Raw genomic sequence first — 20,947 nt, 5'->3', positions numbered from 1 at the left:
AGGAAAAGCATTTTACAAACAATGTCCTAATATTAATTGAAGTAAATTTGTAATATGAATTTTGAAACTCAAAATGATATTAATCTTTTACGCGACTTCTCATCTATTTTTACTAGAAGTGAAGCTCAATTAATTCTTAAAGGCAATTTAGATACTGTTGATTTTAAGATTAAAAGGTATTATAATAGAATACCTCAATCAGCACTAACCTCATATTCAAAATTTCTTAAACACTGCTATAATGTTTTAGAGCAACACTATCAAAATGAGTATGTCATAAAAAATTCATTTCTTACAAATTGGTTGATTAAGGAGTTAGGAAAATCGTCATCTGTAGTCTTTAATGAATTTAGAATAGGTAAATCTGTTTCAGATTTAGCAATGTTTAACGGGGTGTCAAGGGCTTTTGAGATTAAAACAGAATATGATTCAGAGCAAAGATTAAAAGACCAAATTAAGAACTATAAGGAAGCATTCAACGAGATTTATTTGATTATTCCGAAATCTAAGTTAGAAACTTATAAAAAGTATGGAGATGGTGTTGGAATAATTTTGTTTGATAGTAGCAAAAACGAAAAGTTCGAATACTATAGAAAGGCGAGATATAGCGAAAACTTAAATCCGGCTATATTAATGCAGATATTGAATACGAATGAATACAAAATGGTTGTTCAAGAATATTTTGGGGTATTACCCTCTATGAATAGTTTCGACCAATATAAAAAATGTTTTGATCTAATTAAATCAATTCCTATCGTAGAATTAAATCAATTATTTTTAGAGCAAATTAAAAAGAGAAAATTAGACAATGTTCTCTCGACCTATAGATATAAAGAGTTAAATCAAATTTCATTAGCCCTTAAGCTAAGGAAGAAAGAAAAACGAACTCTCATAAAAAATTTAAAACAACCTATATTTAACTAACATGTATTATCCATTTCTAAGAGGTCGTCAGTTTGAATTAATAGCACTAAGAGAACTTAGTCAAGAAAACCAGCTTCAAGGCTATATCTCATCTATAATTGAGCCAGTGAAAAACAGTTTAAAAAGTTTAGAATTGGCTAATAGAGTTTTTTTAGAACATAGTCAAAACAATTTTCTAATTGTAAATCCTTCTGTTGGTGAAAGAAATGGTGATACTGATTTTTATGTAGATTTTATGAGTAATCTCCAGGAGAGTTCTTTTTATCCCGCATTTCATTATAGAGGTAACAGAGATTACATTGTAGAGAAAATCAGTGAGAATGATTTGCAAAACTGTTTAATTCTGGGAACTAATGAAATTCAATCATCTGACCAGGCCTTTAGAGATGTCCTAGAATTGGATGCTGTAAATAAAGTAGTAATAGAAGATCCAGACAGAAATAGAGACTTAAAACGATATATTCAAAGTACTGATATAGAATTCATCAGGCTAGACGATTTATTTGAGCCAGAACCTAGAAATAGTAATTTCTTACAGATAGAATCGCATAGATTTTCAGAAGAACACAAGTACTATTTAGATGACAACTACGACGGTTTCTCCGATTATACTACACTTCCCAGTAGATTTATAGAGGGGGGAAGCTCTCCACGAGCAGTAGTTATTCACTTAACTTACTTAAATAATCAAGATCAAATCTGGATTAGACATTTCACCTCAAATTCAAATGATACGATAGCAAACGTTCAAGGAAAGTTTGGAGAAGCCGCTGAAAAAGCAGTTGAATATTGTAGAAATAATGATCTTGACAATTCAGCAATAACTGAATTAAAACAATATTTTGACGAAGGCCATTATCCTGGATTAGGAATGGTAAAGAAAATTTCAATTAAAAATCATCTTATTGTTGTAGGTAATTATTTAAGGTCTCACAACTGATGAAGGTTTGTTCTAATTGTTTTTCAGACAAAGAGTTAATAGCATATATCGAATCTTTCGAAAAGTTAGGTGATTGTGAAGTATGCCAAAAAAATGAGGTATTTATTTTAGATATTGATGAACTTGAAGATTTTTTTCAAGAGTTAATTGATAACTATGAAGCTGATGATTCAGGAATATCAATTCGAGAAAAGATTCAAAGTAATTGGAGTTTATTTTCCAATCACAAGGCCGCAGCAGATATTTTAAATTATATTCTTCCGAAATTGAATACCGCTATCTTAAATTCAGAATATAGCGTCAACTATACCTCTGATATTTTAGACAATATTTCATATTGGAAAATTTTAAAAGAGGAACTAAAGTGGGGTAAAAGATTTCTAACAGATATTGTACATCTTACTGAGGATTTAGGCTGGGATGGATTTTTTAATACTCAATATCAACTTGGACAAGATACGACATTATTCCGTGCTAGAGTACATCATTATAGCGGAGGAAAAGCTTACACTACGGGTGAAATGGGAGCCCCTCCAAAAGAAAAAATTATTGGTGGAAGAGCTAACCCATTAGGAATTCCATCACTATATTTAAGTGATAATGAAGAAACCGTTTTGTATGAGGTACGAGCTTCTTATCTTGATGAACTGACGATTGGCGAATTCAAATTAAATTCCGCAACATCTATTAAGATTGTTGATTTCACAGAAGACACTTCTCTTTTTAAGCTTGATAGAATAAACGAGACAATTAAAGGGAAGCTGCTTAGAGAAAAGATTAGTCGAGATTTATCAAAACCTATGCGTCGATATGATAGCGAAATTGAATATATTCCCACTCAATTTATTTGTGAATTCATTAGAGTATTTACTGGAGCGGAAGGCATTAGGTTCCAAAGTTCGCTACATCCTTCTGGTAAGAATTTAGTAATATTTAATCAGAATTTAATGGAATGTATCTCTTCCAAATTGGTAAAAGTTAATAAGATTTCATTAAAGGGTATTGAGTTATAAATGCAATAGAACAACTTAAAATGTGTGATTTTCTAGAGATGGTTTTTTGAATTAAAGAAGACCTTCGAAAAAAGCCGTAGAAATAAAAAAACCCGCACGCCGGAAAAATAATCCTAGCCCAAAGGACGCTCAAATGAAGGAAAAAAATACAAATCCAGTTGAATCAACTTCTGACAAGAAGAAAGACATGTCCCTAAAAAAGGATTTTGAACCTTCGGACCATAGCCGATTTATGCCAAAATAAATAAAGCAGATGGTATAATATGACAATTCCGCAGTTTCGGCCTCCACTTGTTTTATGGTATATAACAATTGAAGTGGATGGCACAGTTGTTATTAGGGTTCTTTTTTCTGAAAAACTGTAAATTGACTACCATTGTATTCTAAAACAGTCTAATACTAAAGTATATGTGCAAATTTAAATTTTTGGCGATTCTGATAATAGTATCCAATAGCCTAATGGCCCAAGTGGCGGGTAATATAAACTATCAGACCCAAACAAGATACTCCGATAATAATATCACTGTGGGAATCAGCAATGACTCCGATTTAAATATTAGCGTCAAAGGCCTTGCGAATATTGAAGCTGATAACTATGTAGCCATTTTCAATATTACGCAACTAGGCGAGACTACGAAAGAGGTCAATGAACTTCTTGACAGTCGTGTAAACAGTGTCATTAATAAAATATCAAGTCGGGAAAATGTGGAGACCTATGTAGATATGGTCTCATTCGTTCCCGTGTATGAATTTGAGGTAGACAAAAAGATTTTCAGTAAAAACACTTACAATGAAATTCCGGTGGGGTTCGAACTAAAGAAGAACCTTCATGTCCGGTATAAAGATCCTAACTTCCTGAACGAGTTAATTTCAATCTGTACAGGTGCGGAAATATATGATCTTGTCCGTGTGGATTATTTCTCAGATCAATTGGAAAAGACCAAGTCGGAACTGATGAAAAAGGCAAAAACGATTCTAACGGAGAAAATAGCGAACTATCAGGGAATTTTGGGAGTTGATTTGAATACATTCGAAAAGCAGCTTTCGGATGGATATAAAGTAGTTTATCCAGTAGAGATGTATAAGTCGTATCAAGCTTACTCCTCATCGTCGTTAAATCTAAAGCGATCAGCGAATGTTAACCAGTCGCAAAAATCAACAACCCTCTACTACCAGCCCATTATAGATAAGGAATTCGATTTCGTGGTCAATCCTACCGTATTGGAACCTGTCATTCAAGTAATGTATGAGATTAGATTTCGGGTAAATCGAGAAAAAGAAGAAAAGGCCAGTAAGGAATATATCTTGGTAACTCCAAATGGTGATCTAAAAACTATAAACATTGGTAATTAAATACTAGGGGCATTAAAAATTAGCGATTCAATTGCAAAGAAGTTTTTATGCGAAAAAGTAGGTTATCAGAAAAAAGTATTATATTTAAGTACTAGTTGTTAATCCGGGAATTGCACGATTCACTTCTTCCCTGATTAGAATTAGTTTTAATGTCGTTGATCAAAAGCCCTCTCCCCAGTTTAGGCTAGGAGAGGGCTTTTTGAATGAGATTATGGAAAACCGTAAATGAAAACATGTTAACATTCTAAATTGCAATGGAGCTGGTATTTCAACTGAGAGAGTATAAAACGCTTCTGGAAATTATTTGTAGTATAAAGATACATTATGGGCATATTCGAATTAAAAAGCACTAAGAAACCGTCGTTAATTGGAAAGATTTTAAAAAGAACACCAAAGGAAAATGCTCTAATTGAAATCAATAATCTTTTTGTAGAGAATGAGAAGGATTTAACTAAAGTAACTTTAGAACAAATTCAGGAAATTACTGAAAGGCATAAATTGAAATTGAAAAGAAAATTCAAAGCATTACGTATTGAGCTTTTCAGAAATTATATTCATCATTGTCTTAAGGATCATGTTATAGATGATGAAGAAATCAATACCTTTTTACATTTAAAAAAATTACTTCATTTAACTGATGCAGAAATTAGACAGGTAATAAAATTTGAGACTAACAAGCTTTATGACCAAGAAGTGAAAAAGGCGGTCTCGGATGGAGTGTTAACGGAAGAAGAAAAGACCAATTTAGAATTATTGAAGAAGAACCTATTACTTCAAGACGAGATTGCTAGCGATATACTGAAAACGAATTCTGAAAAAATTTTAAAGAATTTCATTAATGATGCCATTTCTGACGAACGCTTAAGTGATGAGGAGTACCAAAAATTAGAGGAGATATCATTAAGCTTAGGTATCGAACCAAGCCTTAATTCCAAAACTAGAGAAAACCTTGAGCGCTACCATCTCTATTGGACAATAGAAAATGGAGAACTGCCAATATTACGTAATCCACCAATCAACATTCAGAAAAGTGAAAATCTATACTTTATGACAGATGTTATCTGGAAGGAACAACGGCGGGTTACGAAGCGAATAAATTATAGTGGTCCTACAGCTAGAATCAAAATCGCAAAAGGTGTTTATTATCGGATGGGAAGTATTTCAGCAAAGAGTGTATCTGAAGATGTCTGGCAGGTTATTGATAGCGGCAGTATTTACCTTACCAATAAGCGTCTTATTTTTATGGGGGCCCGAGGGAATAAAACGATTCGATTAAATAAGATATTAGATATAAAACCATATAAAAACGGTGTAGACATCCAAAAGGATACTGGGAAAAGTCCTTTTTTGGAATTTGGGGATAATGTGGATATTTTTTCCATGATAATAGTTAGGCTAATGAATGAGATCTAGCCAGGTATATATCCAAAATGATTGATTATATGCCTTAACTCAGTAGAACATGTATTTTAATACTTGGTACTTTTACCTTTTGAGTGGTTTCCCATTCCCAACTTATCCTGTAAGGCTTTCATATCCTCACTAACTTTCCTATCTACGATCTTTGCATAGTGCTGGGTGGTACGAAGGTTTTTATGCCCTAACATTTTACCTACGGTCTCTATCGGAACACCATTAGAGAGCGTCACGGTAGTGGCAAATGTATGACGGGCTAAATGGGTCGTTAATTTCTTTTTGATGCCGCAGAGGTCTGCAATTTCCTTTAGATAGGCATTAGACTTCTGGTTGCTAAGTACGGGCAACAAACATTCACCGTTTACCACCTTGGGATGGTCTTCATATTTTTCAATAATGGCTAGTGCTGGTGGGAGTAGGGGTATCCCAAGTTTCGTTTTTGTTTTGGTCCGCTTGGCCTGTATCCATAAACTCCCATCGATATGGGTTACTATGTTATCGTGATTCAGCTTTTGGATATCTACATAGGCCAAACCCGTATAGCAACAGAAAACAAACATATCCTTTACAATAGCCAGGCGTGGCAACGCGATATTGAAACTGGCAATTTTTTCTAGCTCTTCATTTGTAAGTATTTCCCGATCTACGGTTTTGAATTTTACCTTATAATTATAAAAAGGGTCCTTGGTTATCCATTCATTGGCAACCGCCATCCGGATAATCTTTTTGAAGTTGTTGATATACTTTAGGGACGAATTATGGTTACAGCTTTTACGCTCTTTTAGGAAGTACTCAAAACCTCTAATGAATTTAAGGTTCACATTCTTTATGGGGATGTCGCTTTTTCCATATTCGGACGTTATATAATCCTTTACATGATTTTTGGTGGTATGGTACCGCTTATAGGTTCCCAGGGCAAACTCGATACCCACCAATTTTTTCATCATTTGGTTATGTTCGTCGAACACTTCCAAGAGCATCTTTAATTTTTGACCCTTACCAGTATATTGGTTTTTTAGGTCCAAAGCCGTGAAGGGTTCGTTGTTCTCGATAAACTTTTCGTGAATCTTATTTACCTTGTTTCGAACCTTGTTCAGGTAAGCATTCAACTCCTTTGCCTCGGGTGTTGTTCCTCTCACTTTGTTCGTCCGAGCATCCCACTTGGAAGGCTCAATCTTTCGGGAAATGCTAAGTTCGCTCCGTTCCCCATTTACCGTTAATCGTAGGTAAATAGGGACTTTAACGCTACTTCCCCTCTTTCCCTTTTTTAAATAAAATAACTGTGTGAAGATTGTGTTCATTTTTGCTCACCTTTTTAACATAAATAAAGGTACAAAAAGGGCAAAAATTAATTTTCATATTTAACATATAATCAGTTAGTTACAGCGATATCGGTGAGTACATTTTGCAAAATAAATGTACTCACCGAATAGGTCACTTTTTAGATGCTATTTTTCCATATCAAATGATATCATAAAAAATAAAAAACCCTGTAAATCAATAGTTTACAGGGTTTTTGGTTTAACTTGATAGTCAAAAAGTGGAGCCGGAGGGATTCGAACCCTCGTCCAAACGCGCAATGTTATCGCTTTCTACATGCTTAGTTTTTGTTCAGGTTTTCGTCCGCTTGCCGGTCAAAAACAACCCACGTACGGCTTAGCTTCGCTTAAGTTTCACGATTGCATCAAAGCCCTGCAACCGCTATGTTTACTTTTACGGTGCCTCTTAGTGGAACGCCGTAAACCAAGGCCTTCCAGAGACATCTTGGTTCCGTGCCTTGCACGGAATTAAGGTAACCTTACTATAATTCGGGTTACGCAGCCAAGGCGTAGTTATTCTCGCCGTTTAAAAAGTCTGAAACATGATATTTACGAGCCACATTCCAATGCTCGGCATGCTTACAATACCACTGGGCACGCTGTCAAAACCAGTCGGCCCCGTAATGAGAAAGATATAAATACAACTGGTAGCCGCATTCCATCCCGAATTCATTTCGGGATCTCTTATATCTCATCTCTATACTTTCTTAGATATATTTTTCAAAGATCGATGTCACATCGAGTGCCCTGAATTCATTCAGGGTGTAGCGAGATGTGGGCGCTTACTCCTTCGCTGCGCATCGCAGCTCTAGAGTACCGGGCTTTCCGCTGTATCTCCTTGGTGGCTGAGGCTCTCGAAGCCATGACCAAGGAGGATGCCGCCTCAATCCCTAGCGCGACTCTTTCTTAGACCCGCCGGGTTCTCCTCCTTCGCTAAATAGCTCCGCCAAATTGAAAAAACCCAGCGGGCCTCGCCCTTGCAAAAGGGAAGCAAAGATACTATTAATTACGTATCTTTACGCACCTCAAAAAGAATTCAAAAAACATACCAAATGCCCATAACTTTTGCGCTCCTCAAAGAACGGAAGGATCCACCCGATAGACGCGTCGTTTTTTCACCCCAAAAGTGTCAGGAAGTCATGAAACAGTTTCCCGATGCGCGTATCATCGTAGAATCTTCCTATCTCCGTGTTTTTGAAGATCATGCCTACCACGAAGCGGGATTTCCCGTAGAAGAGGATATTACCCACGCAGATATTATGTTGGGCGTTAAGGAAGTCCCGGTAGAAGCTCTTATTCCTAATAAAAAGTATTTCTTCTTCTCTCATACCATTAAGAAACAACCCTATAACAGAAACCTACTACGCGCCATTTTAGCAAAGGGAATCGAGCTGTATGACCATGAGGTCATCGTAACCGAAAAAGGGTCACGCCTTATTGGCTTCGGACGCTATGCCGGATTGGTGGGTGCCTATAACGGATTCCGGGCACTCGGACTTCGGGATGGGTTATTCGAACTGACACGTGTGGATACCCTACCAGACCTGAAGGCGGTAAAGGCAGAATTAGACCAGATCACCATTCCGAACATAAAAATTGTACTCACGGGAACTGGAAAAGTAGCGCATGGTGCCAAGGAAATCTTAGACCACTTAAAAATTCCACAAGTATCGATTGAAGAATATCTCGCCGAAGACTTCAACCATGCCGTGTACTGTATGATCGACGTCATGGATTATAATAAACGAGTGGATGGTAGTCAAGGCGATAAATATGAGTTTTATAACGACCCTTCAGATTATAAAAGCGACTTCCTCCGTTTCGCACAGGTAAGCGATATGTTTATCGCAGGGCATTTTTATGGTGATGGCGCTCCGTATCTATTCACTCGTGAAGATGCCAAACGAGCCGATTTCAAGATTGATTTGGTAGCAGATGTTTCGTGCGATATCGACGGACCTGTAGCGAGTACGATTCGACCTTCAACCATTGCCGATCCATTCTATGGGTACGATCCCCATACCGAAACCGAAACAGACTTCGATGCCCCTGGGGTTATAACCGTTATGGCAGTGGATAACCTTCCGTGCGAACTACCAAAAGATGCCAGCGAAGGTTTTGGTGATATGTTTGCCGAACACGTCATACCAGCATTTTTCAACAATGATAAGGATGGCATTTTGCAACGGGCCCGAATGACCACGCCTGATGGCGAGCTAACCGAAAACTTTAAATACCTGCAAGATTTTGTGGATGGTTTAGAATAGCATTAATACATTCACCTCCAAAATCTGAGTTTTTGAAATTGCTTTGAACCTAGCAATAAGTTAGCTATTTGATGAAAATAGTGTGTTAGTCGCCAATTTCATTAGACGAATTTTTATTTAGGACAATAATGGCATCTTCCTGAAGCGTTATTGCTTCTTGAAAAAAGTTTCGTACGTATTCATATAGTTCTTCAGAATATTGGTATTCCTCTAGCCTAAACATTAAGCGGATTGATACTTTGTTCCCATTCTGTTGATAAAATACACCAACTTCTGCATTCTCTTCTAAACGAATAGTTCTGTTTTCAGGAAGGGTCTCGACCGTATAGGAATCTCCTAGTTCCATAGATACCAAATACATAATTCGGAATGGATGTCCGAAATCTATGGGAAATTGTCGCGTTTCATTAGAAAATGGATTCTTTCTCAAGTTACGTTGCAGTAAGAAAGGATTGAAGTAAATCTTATCGACGCTCTGCTCGCTTTCATAGAAAATATCATATTCCAATAGTAAAGGCTCTTCAATATTTGTTTCGTTCTGAAATTGTAGGTTCGATAGCTCAATTCCTGAAATTTCGCTTTCTATTCGTTCGCGATAGGAAGAACGTCCGCCCGAAAGTAATTTCGTACGCATTTCATAGGCTTCGTGTCCAGAATAGGTTTCCTTTGCTTTCCCCTCTAGATTACCCTCTGGGGTTATCGTGAAATTAGATTGAAGGAATACCATATTTTTAGAATTCGGCTTGATATCCTTCCAATAACTACCCTTATCAAAATCCATAACGCGCCCTTTAGAGTTCAAGGCTCTTTCAGGAAGCATTCCAAATGCCAGTAACTTGTCTGAAGCATCTAAAAGATATTCCGATTCGTCAATCCTTAAAAATGCAGTAACATAATTGAAATCGGTAATAACAGGATAAATATCTGTTGGTATTCTTCTATCTCTTGAAGCGGAGAGCATCATATGGGCATCCAAATCGGCAGCCTGAAGCGCGTTAACCAATGCTAAGTTTATTTCTGATACGCTTCCACGTCCCTCTGAAAAAGCCTGTTTTACACGACTATCACGAAATAAACTAGTTTTCCCGTCCCATGAAAAATAATTTTGAATGAAGGAATAGATGGCCTTTGCTTTTTCCAATGTATCTTTTATTTCAAAAATGGATTCAGGCATTTGATTCGCAACGAAAGAATTTTTTCGCAACTGACGGCCTACATCTTTGTCGGTCTTAATTTCATGTTCCATATCTTTCCAGCTTCGCGAAAATCGATCCTTTACTCCTGTGAAGTCGGTTAAATCACGAAGCTCATATCGAATAGTGCTGATATAGTTGTCTTCCGATAGCATGTATGGCTCCTCTTTATATGCAGGTAGATTCGCTATAGCATAATGTGCTGCTTCGCAATCGGCATTGGAATATCCACGTCCAACCGTAAGGCAATTTTTTTCGATTGTTGCTTCATTAATGTCGAGAGGATGATTTCCAACTAGCGATCTATTATACTTTAAATTGCCTAAAATCGAACTTTTGAACTCACTGTAGAGGGTAGGGTAGGGATTCTGGAAGCTCCATTCGAAAGCAAAATAAAAGGGACTTTCAATAGTATACGTATACTCTAAAACACTTCCATCTTGGATATCGGCTAAGGCAAAAACCGTTTCTGCATGATGGTTGTCCAACTCTTTCTCATAAACATCAGTTTCCTTCAAATACGATTTTTTAATTCCATTATGGGTAACCGCCTTAACATCCCTTACATATTCTTTTCTACCTGGAGATTCTTCATATGTAAAAACCTTAATAGTTCCCATATCAAATCTTTTGGCATCCAGTACCTTTATCTTCCGATAGATATCCTTCATGAGGCGCAACCGGTCGTTAGCCATCTCGAAATGGAAGTTAGCGCTTTCGTAGAGGATTACGGCAGCAGCGTCAGGATCTGACGGGAATTCTTTTGCGTTAAGTTCCTGTCCTGTGGGCCTACCAAATACAGAAGTAGGTGTTTGGGAAAAAATGTTCCCAGATACAGTGCAGAGAAGTGAAAAGATAATGAAGAAACGAAGGATGGGCATAGTAACGTAATAATCGACAAATATATCGTTTTTGGATAAATGTGCTAGGAAAGGTAAAAGCTTTTAGAATTGGGGTAAAACCCCCTTGTGTTAACTGCTGCTATTCAGCAACTTTGTTAGTGTGAATAAGCTTTATTAATTGAGGAGTTAGTAAGCGATTAGTAGAAAGGCTGCTTTGAGGAGGGCAGCCTTTCATTTTTTAATCATATTGAAGGCTCATTCCGCTTCATGATTGTTTCAATCAAGACGATTGAAAGTCCTCCGATACTATACGCCACTAAATCCCAATAATCGAATTGAGAACCCATCGCGATTTTTAAAACTAGCGGTAGATCCTTCAGAATATCCAACTTCAGCAATTGAAGGAATTCCAATCCAAATGCGATGCATAGGGCACATATAATCGAGTTTCGAATTGACCAGCCGAATAGGAAGCGTAGGCCGCAATACACGAACCATACCGCTAGAATATCGCCTACAAAACTGCGAATCCAATAATATGTCACATACACTGCGATACCTACTTCAACAAAAAATAGTAAAAAGGCCATGATTGCATAGACTTTTCGTTGCTGCCAATCGTTCCAAACACTACTTCCCATACCCTTGCCAATCGATATTTCGTGATACAAACATAATAGTGGCTAAAATTACGAATAGACCGATACTTCCAACCAATAGCGCATAGTTTTCTAATTGAATGATGACATATATGAAACCATATAAGGAAGCTAAGGAAGCCCCTATTAAAATTGGAAATTTAAACCCTTTCAGAATCGCTCGAGAATATGTCATAATTAATAGTAAAACCGCTACAGCAGAAATGGCATATGCTTTTAGGAATGAACTGTGTTCGGTGATGGCGATAAGCAGGGTGTAAAATAAAACCAAGGCCAAGCCAATCATCAGGTATTGAAAGGGATGAATGTTTATTTTCGACACCAATTGAATCAATAAGAATACCAATAACGTAATGCCAATGACCATAAAACCATATTTTGCGGCCCGTTCGCTTTTTTGATACTCATCCACCGGAACGACGAAATTTGTTCCAAAGGCAAACTCCGTCAGACTTGGTAACTTGTTAAAAAAGAGCTGTTCAAATTGTCTGTTAATCTGAAGCACTTTCCAGCGTGCCTTAAAACCATCTTCAGAAATTTCCCTAGAGCCGTTTTCAGGTAGGTATTTTCCATTGAAGCTAGGCGAATGCCAGTTCGATTCCATAGAAACCATTGTTTCTTTTCCGATAGGGATAAATTGTAAGCTTTCACTACCATTAATGTGAAAGGGAAAGGAAAAGGAAATAGGAGATGAGCCTTCGAAGAAATCTTCATCCAACGGATCGCTCTGAATGGTGTTAAGATAACCACCGCCATATTTTGGTGAAAGTGAAATCGATGAACCATTTACCGATACTGAAATAGTTTCCGTAATACCTTTTAGGTTGCTACTCTGAATAAGCAACGTAATCTTGTCCCACTGAATCGCTTCTTGCTTTATGTCGCGTTCGGAAAGATCTATAAGGGGGAAACTTCCCTGAACCTGCATGGCCGCATCATATACGACCGATTCATATATAGATCGGTTTAAAGGATGCGTCGTAACATTAGCATCAACATCCAATTCGTCGGGTAAGAGATAGGCATATTCGGTTTGTTCGGTGGTTTTGATCTCAAAACTTTTATTTTTTTCGATATACACCTTTTCCTCTAGCGTAACCGTGTAAGGAATTTTTAAAATCGGTCCCGAAAGAAGGACCGAGGTTCCCCATTTATCGTTTATTTCGGCTACTACGTCCTTCTGACGAAAGGAGCGCTCCCGAATCAGATCCTGTACATAGGACAGGGGAATTAGTAGAACCAAAAGTAGAAAGCCGACCACTAACATTTTAGCGGTAATCGAGTTTTAAGCCAGTGTGCAAATTTATGCTGCTTCATAATTAAATGATTTTAAAGTACTTTGAAATTCAAAGTAAAAGAATAAAAAAATTAGGTATTCAATAGTTTTTCCAATGCGTCTATATGTTTTTTGAAGGCTTCCTTGCCTTTTTTGGTAGCGCTATACTGTGTGTTTGGTTTTCTGCCGATAAATTGTTTTTCTACTGAAATGTAAGCTTCCTTTTCAAGCGTTTTTAAGTGGCTCGCCAGATTGCCGTCGGTTATCTCCAACAACTCCTTTAGTCGGTTGAAGTCGGCCGATTCATTTACCATCAAAATAGACATAATACCCAGTCGTATTCGATGGTCGAAAAGCTTATTAATGTTATCGATAATTCCCACAGGCGTTATTTCTTTTCAGCAACGTACATCAAACTTCCATAAATAATATGACATACTCCAAACCCGAGTACCCAAAACCAGAAGCCGTAGCCTGGAAAGGCAGCGCAAATAAGACCAAGCACCACTTCCACATAACCCAAGTATTTGATGTTCCCAATGGTATATTTTGAAGCGTTTATCAGTGCCAGTCCGTAAAACAAGAGCATGAGCGAACCGGTCAATCCATAATGTTGGCTGTTCAACTTAATGAGAATATAGATCCCACCCGCCACCAAGGGTATCAAGAAGTGAAGTAATAAGCGTTGGGTCGTGGCATCCCATATTTTTTCGTCATTCCGCTTGGCCTTCGAAGTGGTTAGTAGATAAGCTGTAAGAACACTTAGCAATGCTACCGCACCCAAATCGATTAATAGCCAACGGAATTGCCAACTATCCAATATCAAGTAATCGCCTGGTTCGGGAAAAAGAAAGAAATAGACGATAAGGGCGCCGACGATTGCATAGATACCTGCAAAAATCCCCGATAGTCCGCTTAAAGAAATGAATCTAGATGAGCGATTCATCAATTGCTTGATCTCGGAAATGTCCTTTAAATAATCTTCATTACTCATATTATAAAGTACTTTGAAAAGCAAAGTAAAGTAATTTTTAAATAGTACTCTTCAATTTTAGGATATTTTTTGAAAAGTTTTTATGAAGATGCTCTGTGAATGCACTGATAATCACTGTCTTTTATTTAAAGGGGGAAAAACCCCTTTTTAAAAGGGGGCATTTTCCTCTTGCTGAAACAACTGCTATCCTTAATCTTTGTATCTGCTTAATTAATTGGGGAGTTAATAATAGCGATTGTAAAAAAGGCCACCGATTCGGTGGCCTTTTTGTTTTTATAACTATGTGAATGCTTATTATCCGTTCATAGAAACCAAGAATTCTTCGTTATTTCGAGTATTCTTAATCTTATCCTGAATGAACTCCATCGCCTCTACAGGATTCATATCGGCTAAATATTTACGCATAATCCACATACGCTGGATAACGTTTTCATCCAACAATAGATCGTCTCTACGCGTGCTGGAAGAGGTAAGGTCGATAGCAGGGAAGATCCTTCTGTTTGAAATCTTACGATCCAACTGAAGCTCCATATTTCCGGTTCCTTTAAATTCTTCAAAAATCACTTCATCCATTTTCGAACCGGTTTCTGTAAGAGCGGTTGCGATTATACTGAGTGAACCGCCGTTTTCGATATTTCGAGCCGCTCCGAAGAAACGTTTTGGTTTATGAAGCGCATTGGCATCCACACCACCACTTAAGATTTTACCACTTGCAGGTTGTACCGTGTTATAGGCACGAGCCAAACGCGTAATGGAGTCCAAGAGGATCACCACATCATGTCCGCATTCTACCAGTCGCTTTGCTTTTTCGATTACGATATTGGCCACGCGCACATGTTCAGTTGCTTCCTTATCGAACGTGGAAGCTACTACTTCACCGTGTACATTACGTTGCATATCGGTAACCTCCTCTGGACGTTCATCGATAAGCAAGATGATTTGGTATACTTCGGGATGGTTGGCCGCAATAGCATTGGCCACATCCTTCAACAACATTGTTTTACCTGTTTTCGGTTGGGAAACGATCATACCACGCTGTCCCTTTCCGATAGGTGCGAATAAATCGATGACACGGGTTGAAAGCGTACTCTGTTTATCAGCAATGTTGAATTTTTCCTGTGGGAATAAAGGTGTCAAATGTTCAAATGCCACACGGTCGCGAACGACGTTAGGGTTCAATCCGTTTATCTTGTTCACCTTAATTAAAGGGAAGTATTTCTCACCTTCCTTTGGAGGACGTACCTCACCTAAAACGGTATCTCCCGTCTTCAGTCCGAACAAACGGATCTGCGATTGCGATACATAGATATCATCAGGAGATGAAAGGTAATTATAGTCGCTTGAACGCAAGAATCCATAACCGTCTTGCATAATATCCAAAACTCCTTCACTTACGATAATACCATCGAATTCGTAGTCAGGCTCCTTGTAGCGATTGCGACTATCGCGGTTGCCATTGTTTCTGGAATCCTTTCCTTTTTGGCGGTTATTATTGCTTTTCGAATCGTTTTTTTGACTTCTAGAAGAAGATGATTTACGGTTACTTTTGTTATCGTGCGACTTCGATTTATTGTCGTTTGACTTCGATTTATTGTCGCTCGATTGTTGCTTTTTAGAATCGTTGCTTTGGTTCTGATTCTTGTTTCGATTGTCGTTATTGGAACGGCTGCCACTTTTTCCGCCTTTGTTGTCGTTTTTTTGTGACTTCTGCTGCCGTTGGTTCGATTGCTTTTGGTCCTTGTCCTTCTGATTGTTGGAAGTGTTGTTTTGAGAAGCGTTATCGTCCTCTTTGGCGATTTCCTTTACCGCTTTAGGATTGGCGGCTTGATAATCTAGGATTTGATAAACAAGGTCGAGTTTTTTGTAGCTACGGAATTTGGGTACTCCGAGTTCTTTAGCGAGATCCTGAAGCTCAGGAAGCTTTTTTGCTTTTAATTCTGAAATTTCAAACATGTAAATTAACTATGTGTTTAAATTAGTATCGTTATTCCGGATTTGGAAAAGGATATTTTTTGAAAAAAATGTTGAAGACTAAATAACCCGTATTGAATGGGTTACGTTGGGTACTGCAATAATACGATAAAAATTTAAAATAGCGGGGCAATTTTTTTTAAAAGAAACCTTATTTTTGCGATGCAAGACAATATTTTTGAATGCTACAACGGATACAAACCATCTATATGATACTTTCGGCCCTCATCATGGGCGCCTTGTATCTTTGGTTTCCGGTGGTGAACGATGCAGAGGGAGCCGTTGTAATTGAAAGAAGCGAACCGTTGGTCTTCGGACTTATTTTTGGTTCGATTGCATTGGCGGTGATTGCCATTTTAAGCTATAAGAAACGACAGCTTCAATTTGTGCTAAATCGCTTAAACATACTGTTGAATTTTGTATTACTGGGAGTTTTCGTTTACAGGTCGCTAACCATATCCGGAGAAACCTTGGTTTCAGAGAAGGGTATTGGGGTCTTACTTCCCATCATTTCTATCGTTTTTTTAGTGCTGGCCAATAAGGCCATCAAAAGGGATGAAGACCTTGTAAAATCTGTGGACCGTTTACGGTAAACCTTGAATCTTAGTATATTTAGTGCGAAACCCCTGAAGAATGCCATCTTCGGGGGTTTTTTGTTGTAATTCATGAATGGGTGTCGAAATTCTTGAATTTAATAGGTGATTGAGCCTCTTTGCCATCAGGCAAGGCTTGTCGAAGGGCAGTCGAAGCATCGAAAAGTCTATTTATCGCTCGTATTCAATCACTTCTAAATTATCAATTCTTCCTTTATCCACTTCAAACCGAAGCATGGTTCGAACTTTATGGAACCCATGTTTCCCGATGGCTCCGGGATTCATATGTAGCAATCCCAGTTTTTTGTCGGGCATAACTTTTAGTATATGCGAATGTCCGCAAATAAATAATTTGGGTGGGTTCTTTCGGATTTCATCCCGAATTCGTTTGTCGTATCTACCAGGATAGCCGCCGATATGAGTAATCCATACAGCAACTCCTTCACACGTAAAACGTTGGTGTAATGGGAATTCCTTTCTGATATCAGTACCATCAATATTTCCATATACCGCTCGTAATGGTGCAACCTTCTGCAACGCATCGGTAACCGAAGTTTCCCCGATATCGCCCGCATGCCAGACTTCATCGGCTGCCTTCGCATGCTTCAAAATAGTGTCGTCTACATAACTGTGGGTGTCGCTTAGAAGTAGAATTTTTTTCATTATCAAGTTATTCGATTCAAAGATAAGAAAGATTCAAAGCAGGTAGTAGGTAGTTGGAGGTAGGATGTAGGATGTAGGATATCTTAATTGTAAATCATTTAACTTAGCTCTTGGTTCTTGGTTCTTGGCTCTTGGCTCAATTCTCAATTCTGAATTCCCATTTCTAAATTCCTATCCGTATTTTTGTAGTCTTCTAAACGAAACAGGTGCGATATTTTATCGAAATAGCCTATAACGGCAAAAATTATTTTGGATGGCAAATTCAACCAGAACAGATTTCTGTTCAGGAAACGGTTGAAAAAGCCTTATCTACACTACTTCGCGATGATATCAAAATCATGGGAGCCGGGCGTACTGATGCTGGCGTACACGCCAAGCAGCTCTTTGCACACTTCGATGCGAATCCGATTCATAATCCGAGTGACTTGGTGTTTCGGCTAAATTCGTTTTTGCCCAGCGATATCGCCATCAGAAGTATTAAGAAGGTTTCAGAAGATGCACACGCGCGCTTCGATGCTACCAAACGCGAATACGAATACTATATCGTATTGCATAAAGATCCCTTTTGGGAGGGCTTAGCCTACCAGCTGTATCGCACGCCAGATATGCGCAAGATGAATGAAGCTGCGAAATCTCTATTGGACTATGAAGATTTTCAATGCTTTTCCCGAAGTAATACCGACGTAAAGACGTATACTTGTAAGGTCACAAAAGCGGAGTGGCGTAGGGAAGGGGAGCGACTAATTTTTCATATTGAAGCCGATCGCTTTCTACGCAATATGGTCCGCGCCATTGTTGGCACCCTTCTCGATGTAGGCTATGGTAAAACGACCATGCCGCAATTTCATGAAATATTGAAAAGCAAGGATAGGGGATTGGCGGGAGCTTCAGCACCCGCACATGGCTTATATTTAACACGGGTTCACTACCCAGAAGATTTGTTTCGCTAATGGCAAAGACAGGAAATGCATTCGATTTTACATTATTCCGACGGTTGTTGAGGTTTACCAATAATTATAGGTGGACTTTCTATTTCGTTGCTTTTGCTGCTATTGTTATGGCCGGTTTGGGCGTATTACGCCCTGAACTTATTCAGACGGCTATTGACGGACCAATGAATGAAGGTGACAAGAGCGGGTTGCAATACTACATTATGTTGATGGTCGCCGTATTGGTATTGGAGGTGCTATTTCAATTTGCATTTATCTTTTATGCCAACTGGCTCGGACAGAGTGTTATTCGCGATATGCGGGTAAAGCTTTTCAACCTGATGATGAGCTTCCGGATGAAATATTTCGATAAAAGTTCGGTAGGGCGACTCACCACACGTGCCGTAAATGATATCGAAACCATTTCGAGTATTTTCAGTCAGGGACTGTTTATGATTATTAGCGACCTATTGAAGATGTTCGTGATTGCTGGGTTTATGCTATATAAAAGTTGGCAATTGGCACTCATCACCTTTGCGATACTTCCCCTGATTATTTATGCCACACGCGTGTTTCAGCGTGCTATGAAATCGGCTTTTGAAGAAGTCCGTAACCAAGTAGCCAACTTAAACGGTTTCGTTCAGGAACGTATTTCAGGAATGAAAATCGTACAAATCTTCACACGTGAGGATACCGAATACAAGCGTTTCAAGGAAATCAATGAAAAGCATAAAAAGGCGTGGATCAAAACGGTGTGGTATAATTCCATTTTCTTTCCTATTGCTGAAATGGCTTCCTCTATTGCCATCGGACTAATCGTTTGGTATGGTGGGTTGAATGCTGCTGAAGGGGGTGTAATTACCTTAGGTATCATAACCGCTTTTATTCAATTGGCGCAGATGCTATTCCGACCCTTGCGTCAGATTGCTGATAAATTCAATACGCTGCAGATGGGAATGGTGGCAGCCAATCGCGTGTTCGGTATCCTCGATACCAAATCGCATATCGATGATAGTGGTACGGTAGAGATGCCACGTGCAAAGGGCTATATCGAATTCAAAAATGTTCATTTTGGGTATAATGAAGATGAAAAAGTAATCAAGGGTATTTCGTTTACGGTTCATCCTGGTGAAACAGTAGCGATAGTAGGAGCAACCGGTGCTGGAAAATCGACTATCATCAATTTGTTGAATCGCTTTTACGAAATCCAAGAAGGTGAAATCCTAATCGATCGGGTGAATGCCAAGGAATATACCTTGGAAAGTCTACGGAAGCAAATTGCCGTGGTCTTGCAGGACGTGTTTTTGTTTGCGGATAGTATTTTGAACAATATTACCTTAAACGATCCTAATATTTCCGAAGAGGAGGTGAAGGCAGCTGCGAAAGATATCGGGGTGCACAAATTCATTGAAACCTTACCAAATGACTATCATTATAATGTGAAGGAACGCGGAAGTATGTTGTCTTCCGGACAGCGACAGTTAATCGCCTTCCTAAGAGCCTATGTCAGTAAGCCTGGTATCTTGATTTTGGATGAAGCCACCTCGTCTGTCGACACCTATTCCGAAGAACTGATTCAGACAGCAACGGAACGTATTACGAAAAACAGAACGTCTATCGTAATCGCGCACCGTTTGGCGACGGTGAAAAAGGCCGATAAAATTATCGTGATGGACCAAGGAAAAATCGTTGAAACCGGTACCCACAAAGAGTTATTGAAAAAACAGGATGGCTACTATCGCAATCTATACGAAGTGCAGTTTATGGCCGAGGAAGCCATATAGCCATTGCCTGTCCTGCCTGCTGCATTTCACGTAATTGCTCCATATCTACTTGCCCCGAAAATATCAGGAAAGCCCACATTACAATAACGGCTACGATAAATAATGGGATCAATAATGCTAAGAACAATAGGGTTCGCAGTAGAATTCCCCCGATAGATATTCCATGTAATTTCTTAAATACAAAGGCGAAATAAAGGATGTTTAAGGGTGTTATAATTAACGCCACTATCTTGAAAATATCTTGAAACCAAACAGTACTTGCGTATAAAATCGTTGAAAAAATAGATACCTGCGCTTGGCTATACATATTTATAACCAAGTGTTCCGCATAGTTATATTTTTTCAGGGTATAAAAGGTAAGTAGGGATAGAATGCTTAAGAAAGGAATAGAGAGAAAAAATATAATCGATTGGTATTTCAGCACAAACTCATTGATGCTTCTATTTAACTCTGACTGAAAGTCCTGTTGGGCGGTCATTCCCGATACGGCTTCCATACCTTGCGAATAGTTATCCTTAAAAAAGAAAAGAAAAAGACCAAATAGTGTAATGGAGATGGTCAAATACCCAAACGGATTGATATATTTCTTACGAACTCCCGAAATATAACCTCCGATTACATCTTCTGGATGGGTAAACAGACAAACGAAGGTCTTGATGGGCTTGTTGGTGTCCAAGCTAAAAAAAGCATGGGTGGTTTCAGTTGCAAATCCACGTACGCTCAGTCGCTCCTCAATAACCTTGGCGCCGCAGTCGCTACAATAGGCATGGTTCGTTGCCATTGCGGCATTACAATTCCGACAATTCATGAA

At 38.5% G+C, this 20,947-nt stretch carries 18 protein-coding genes and 1 other RNA gene; 9 read left to right on the top strand and 10 right to left on the bottom strand.

The annotated features are described in order from the left end of the window. Positions 1 to 54: 54 nt before the first annotated feature. From I4Q58_RS02855 to I4Q58_RS02835, 5 genes are all read left to right on the top strand, one after another. Complete coding sequence (locus I4Q58_RS02855; RefSeq protein WP_203293502.1) at positions 55 to 924, top strand: sce7726 family protein; 870 nt, start codon at positions 55 to 57, stop codon at positions 922 to 924. 1 nt (position 925) lies between these two features. Continuing rightward, positions 926 to 1,864 carry a sce7725 family protein gene (locus tag I4Q58_RS02850; RefSeq protein ID WP_203293500.1) on the top strand — a complete coding sequence of 313 codons (939 nt, stop codon included), beginning with the start codon at positions 926 to 928 and terminating at the stop codon, positions 1,862 to 1,864. Beyond that, complete coding sequence (locus tag I4Q58_RS02845) at positions 1,864 to 2,877, top strand: RES family NAD+ phosphorylase (protein WP_203293498.1); 1,014 nt, start codon at positions 1,864 to 1,866, stop codon at positions 2,875 to 2,877. Before I4Q58_RS02850 ends, I4Q58_RS02845 begins: the two co-directional genes overlap by 1 nt. 408 nt (positions 2,878 to 3,285) lie before the next feature. Further along, positions 3,286 to 4,230, top strand: a complete 945-nt coding sequence (locus tag I4Q58_RS02840) for an SIMPL domain-containing protein (RefSeq protein ID WP_203293496.1) — start codon at positions 3,286 to 3,288, stop codon at positions 4,228 to 4,230. Positions 4,231 to 4,554: 324 nt separating this feature from the next. Further along, positions 4,555 to 5,643, top strand: coding sequence for a hypothetical protein (locus I4Q58_RS02835; protein WP_203293494.1), 1,089 nt, complete (start codon positions 4,555 to 4,557; stop codon positions 5,641 to 5,643). Positions 5,644 to 5,699: 56 nt separating this feature from the next. Here the strand turns inward: I4Q58_RS02835 and I4Q58_RS02830 are convergent, their stop codons facing one another. Beyond that, positions 5,700 to 6,947, bottom strand: coding sequence for a site-specific integrase (locus tag I4Q58_RS02830; RefSeq protein ID WP_203293492.1), 1,248 nt, complete (start codon positions 6,945 to 6,947; stop codon positions 5,700 to 5,702). Between the two features lie 237 nt (positions 6,948 to 7,184). Beyond that, positions 7,185 to 7,585: a transfer-messenger RNA gene (gene ssrA, locus I4Q58_RS02825) on the bottom strand. 438 nt (positions 7,586 to 8,023) lie between these two features. Between ssrA and I4Q58_RS02820 the strand changes: the two genes are divergently transcribed. Next, the gene (locus tag I4Q58_RS02820) at positions 8,024 to 9,232 is read left to right on the top strand and encodes an NAD(P)-dependent oxidoreductase (protein WP_203294352.1); all 1,209 of its coding nucleotides are present in this window, start codon (positions 8,024 to 8,026) and stop codon (positions 9,230 to 9,232) included. A gap of 85 nt (positions 9,233 to 9,317) precedes the next feature. Here the strand turns inward: I4Q58_RS02820 and I4Q58_RS02815 are convergent, their stop codons facing one another. The 6 genes from I4Q58_RS02815 to rho all read right to left on the bottom strand — a co-directional run bounded on the left by I4Q58_RS02815 (position 9,318) and on the right by rho (position 16,149). Beyond that, positions 9,318 to 11,306 carry a hypothetical protein gene (locus tag I4Q58_RS02815; protein ID WP_203293490.1) on the bottom strand — a complete coding sequence of 663 codons (1,989 nt, stop codon included), beginning with the start codon at positions 11,304 to 11,306 and terminating at the stop codon, positions 9,318 to 9,320. A 203-nt stretch (positions 11,307 to 11,509) separates the two neighbouring features. Continuing rightward, the gene (locus I4Q58_RS02810) at positions 11,510 to 11,908 is read right to left on the bottom strand and encodes a ribosomal maturation YjgA family protein (RefSeq protein ID WP_203293488.1); all 399 of its coding nucleotides are present in this window, start codon (positions 11,906 to 11,908) and stop codon (positions 11,510 to 11,512) included. After that, positions 11,898 to 13,193 (bottom strand): cell envelope integrity protein CreD, encoded by a 1,296-nt coding sequence (creD, locus tag I4Q58_RS02805; protein ID WP_203293486.1) that lies wholly within the window; start codon positions 13,191 to 13,193, stop codon positions 11,898 to 11,900. Before creD ends, I4Q58_RS02810 begins: the two co-directional genes overlap by 11 nt. A 101-nt stretch (positions 13,194 to 13,294) precedes the next feature. Continuing rightward, positions 13,295 to 13,585 (bottom strand): winged helix-turn-helix domain-containing protein, encoded by a 291-nt coding sequence (locus tag I4Q58_RS02800; protein WP_203293484.1) that lies wholly within the window; start codon positions 13,583 to 13,585, stop codon positions 13,295 to 13,297. 5 nt (positions 13,586 to 13,590) lie between these two features. Further along, positions 13,591 to 14,196, bottom strand: a complete 606-nt coding sequence (locus I4Q58_RS02795) for a hypothetical protein (protein ID WP_203293482.1) — start codon at positions 14,194 to 14,196, stop codon at positions 13,591 to 13,593. 294 nt (positions 14,197 to 14,490) lie between these two features. Next, on the bottom strand, positions 14,491 to 16,149 hold the full coding sequence (rho, locus tag I4Q58_RS02790) for a transcription termination factor Rho (RefSeq protein ID WP_203293480.1): 1,659 nt from the start codon (positions 16,147 to 16,149) through the stop codon (positions 14,491 to 14,493). 200 nt (positions 16,150 to 16,349) lie between these two features. Between rho and I4Q58_RS02785 the strand changes: the two genes are divergently transcribed. Next, positions 16,350 to 16,760 carry a DUF4293 domain-containing protein gene (locus I4Q58_RS02785; RefSeq protein WP_203293478.1) on the top strand — a complete coding sequence of 137 codons (411 nt, stop codon included), beginning with the start codon at positions 16,350 to 16,352 and terminating at the stop codon, positions 16,758 to 16,760. Positions 16,761 to 16,931: 171 nt separating this feature from the next. Here I4Q58_RS02785 and I4Q58_RS02780 read toward each other — a convergent pair whose 3' ends face one another. Then, positions 16,932 to 17,423 carry a metallophosphoesterase family protein gene (locus tag I4Q58_RS02780; protein ID WP_203293476.1) on the bottom strand — a complete coding sequence of 164 codons (492 nt, stop codon included), beginning with the start codon at positions 17,421 to 17,423 and terminating at the stop codon, positions 16,932 to 16,934. A 206-nt stretch (positions 17,424 to 17,629) separates the two neighbouring features. Here I4Q58_RS02780 and truA point away from each other — a divergent pair, with 206 nt between their 5' ends. Beyond that, positions 17,630 to 18,373 (top strand): tRNA pseudouridine(38-40) synthase TruA, encoded by a 744-nt coding sequence (truA, locus tag I4Q58_RS02775; protein WP_203293474.1) that lies wholly within the window; start codon positions 17,630 to 17,632, stop codon positions 18,371 to 18,373. Next, positions 18,373 to 20,136 carry an ABC transporter ATP-binding protein gene (locus I4Q58_RS02770; protein ID WP_203293472.1) on the top strand — a complete coding sequence of 588 codons (1,764 nt, stop codon included), beginning with the start codon at positions 18,373 to 18,375 and terminating at the stop codon, positions 20,134 to 20,136. Before truA ends, I4Q58_RS02770 begins: the two co-directional genes overlap by 1 nt. Here the strand turns inward: I4Q58_RS02770 and I4Q58_RS02765 are convergent. Next, positions 20,114 to 20,944: a DUF3667 domain-containing protein gene (locus I4Q58_RS02765; RefSeq protein WP_203293469.1), complete on the bottom strand. Its 831-nt coding sequence runs from the start codon at positions 20,942 to 20,944 to the stop codon at positions 20,114 to 20,116. The genes I4Q58_RS02770 and I4Q58_RS02765 overlap by 23 nt on opposite strands. Positions 20,945 to 20,947: the final 3 nt, after the last annotated feature.

Source organism: Luteirhabdus pelagi (assembly GCF_016827595.1).
Taxonomy (GTDB): Bacteria; Bacteroidota; Bacteroidia; order Flavobacteriales; family Flavobacteriaceae; genus Luteirhabdus; species Luteirhabdus pelagi.
This window is presented reverse-complemented; position numbering and strand designations above follow the sequence as displayed.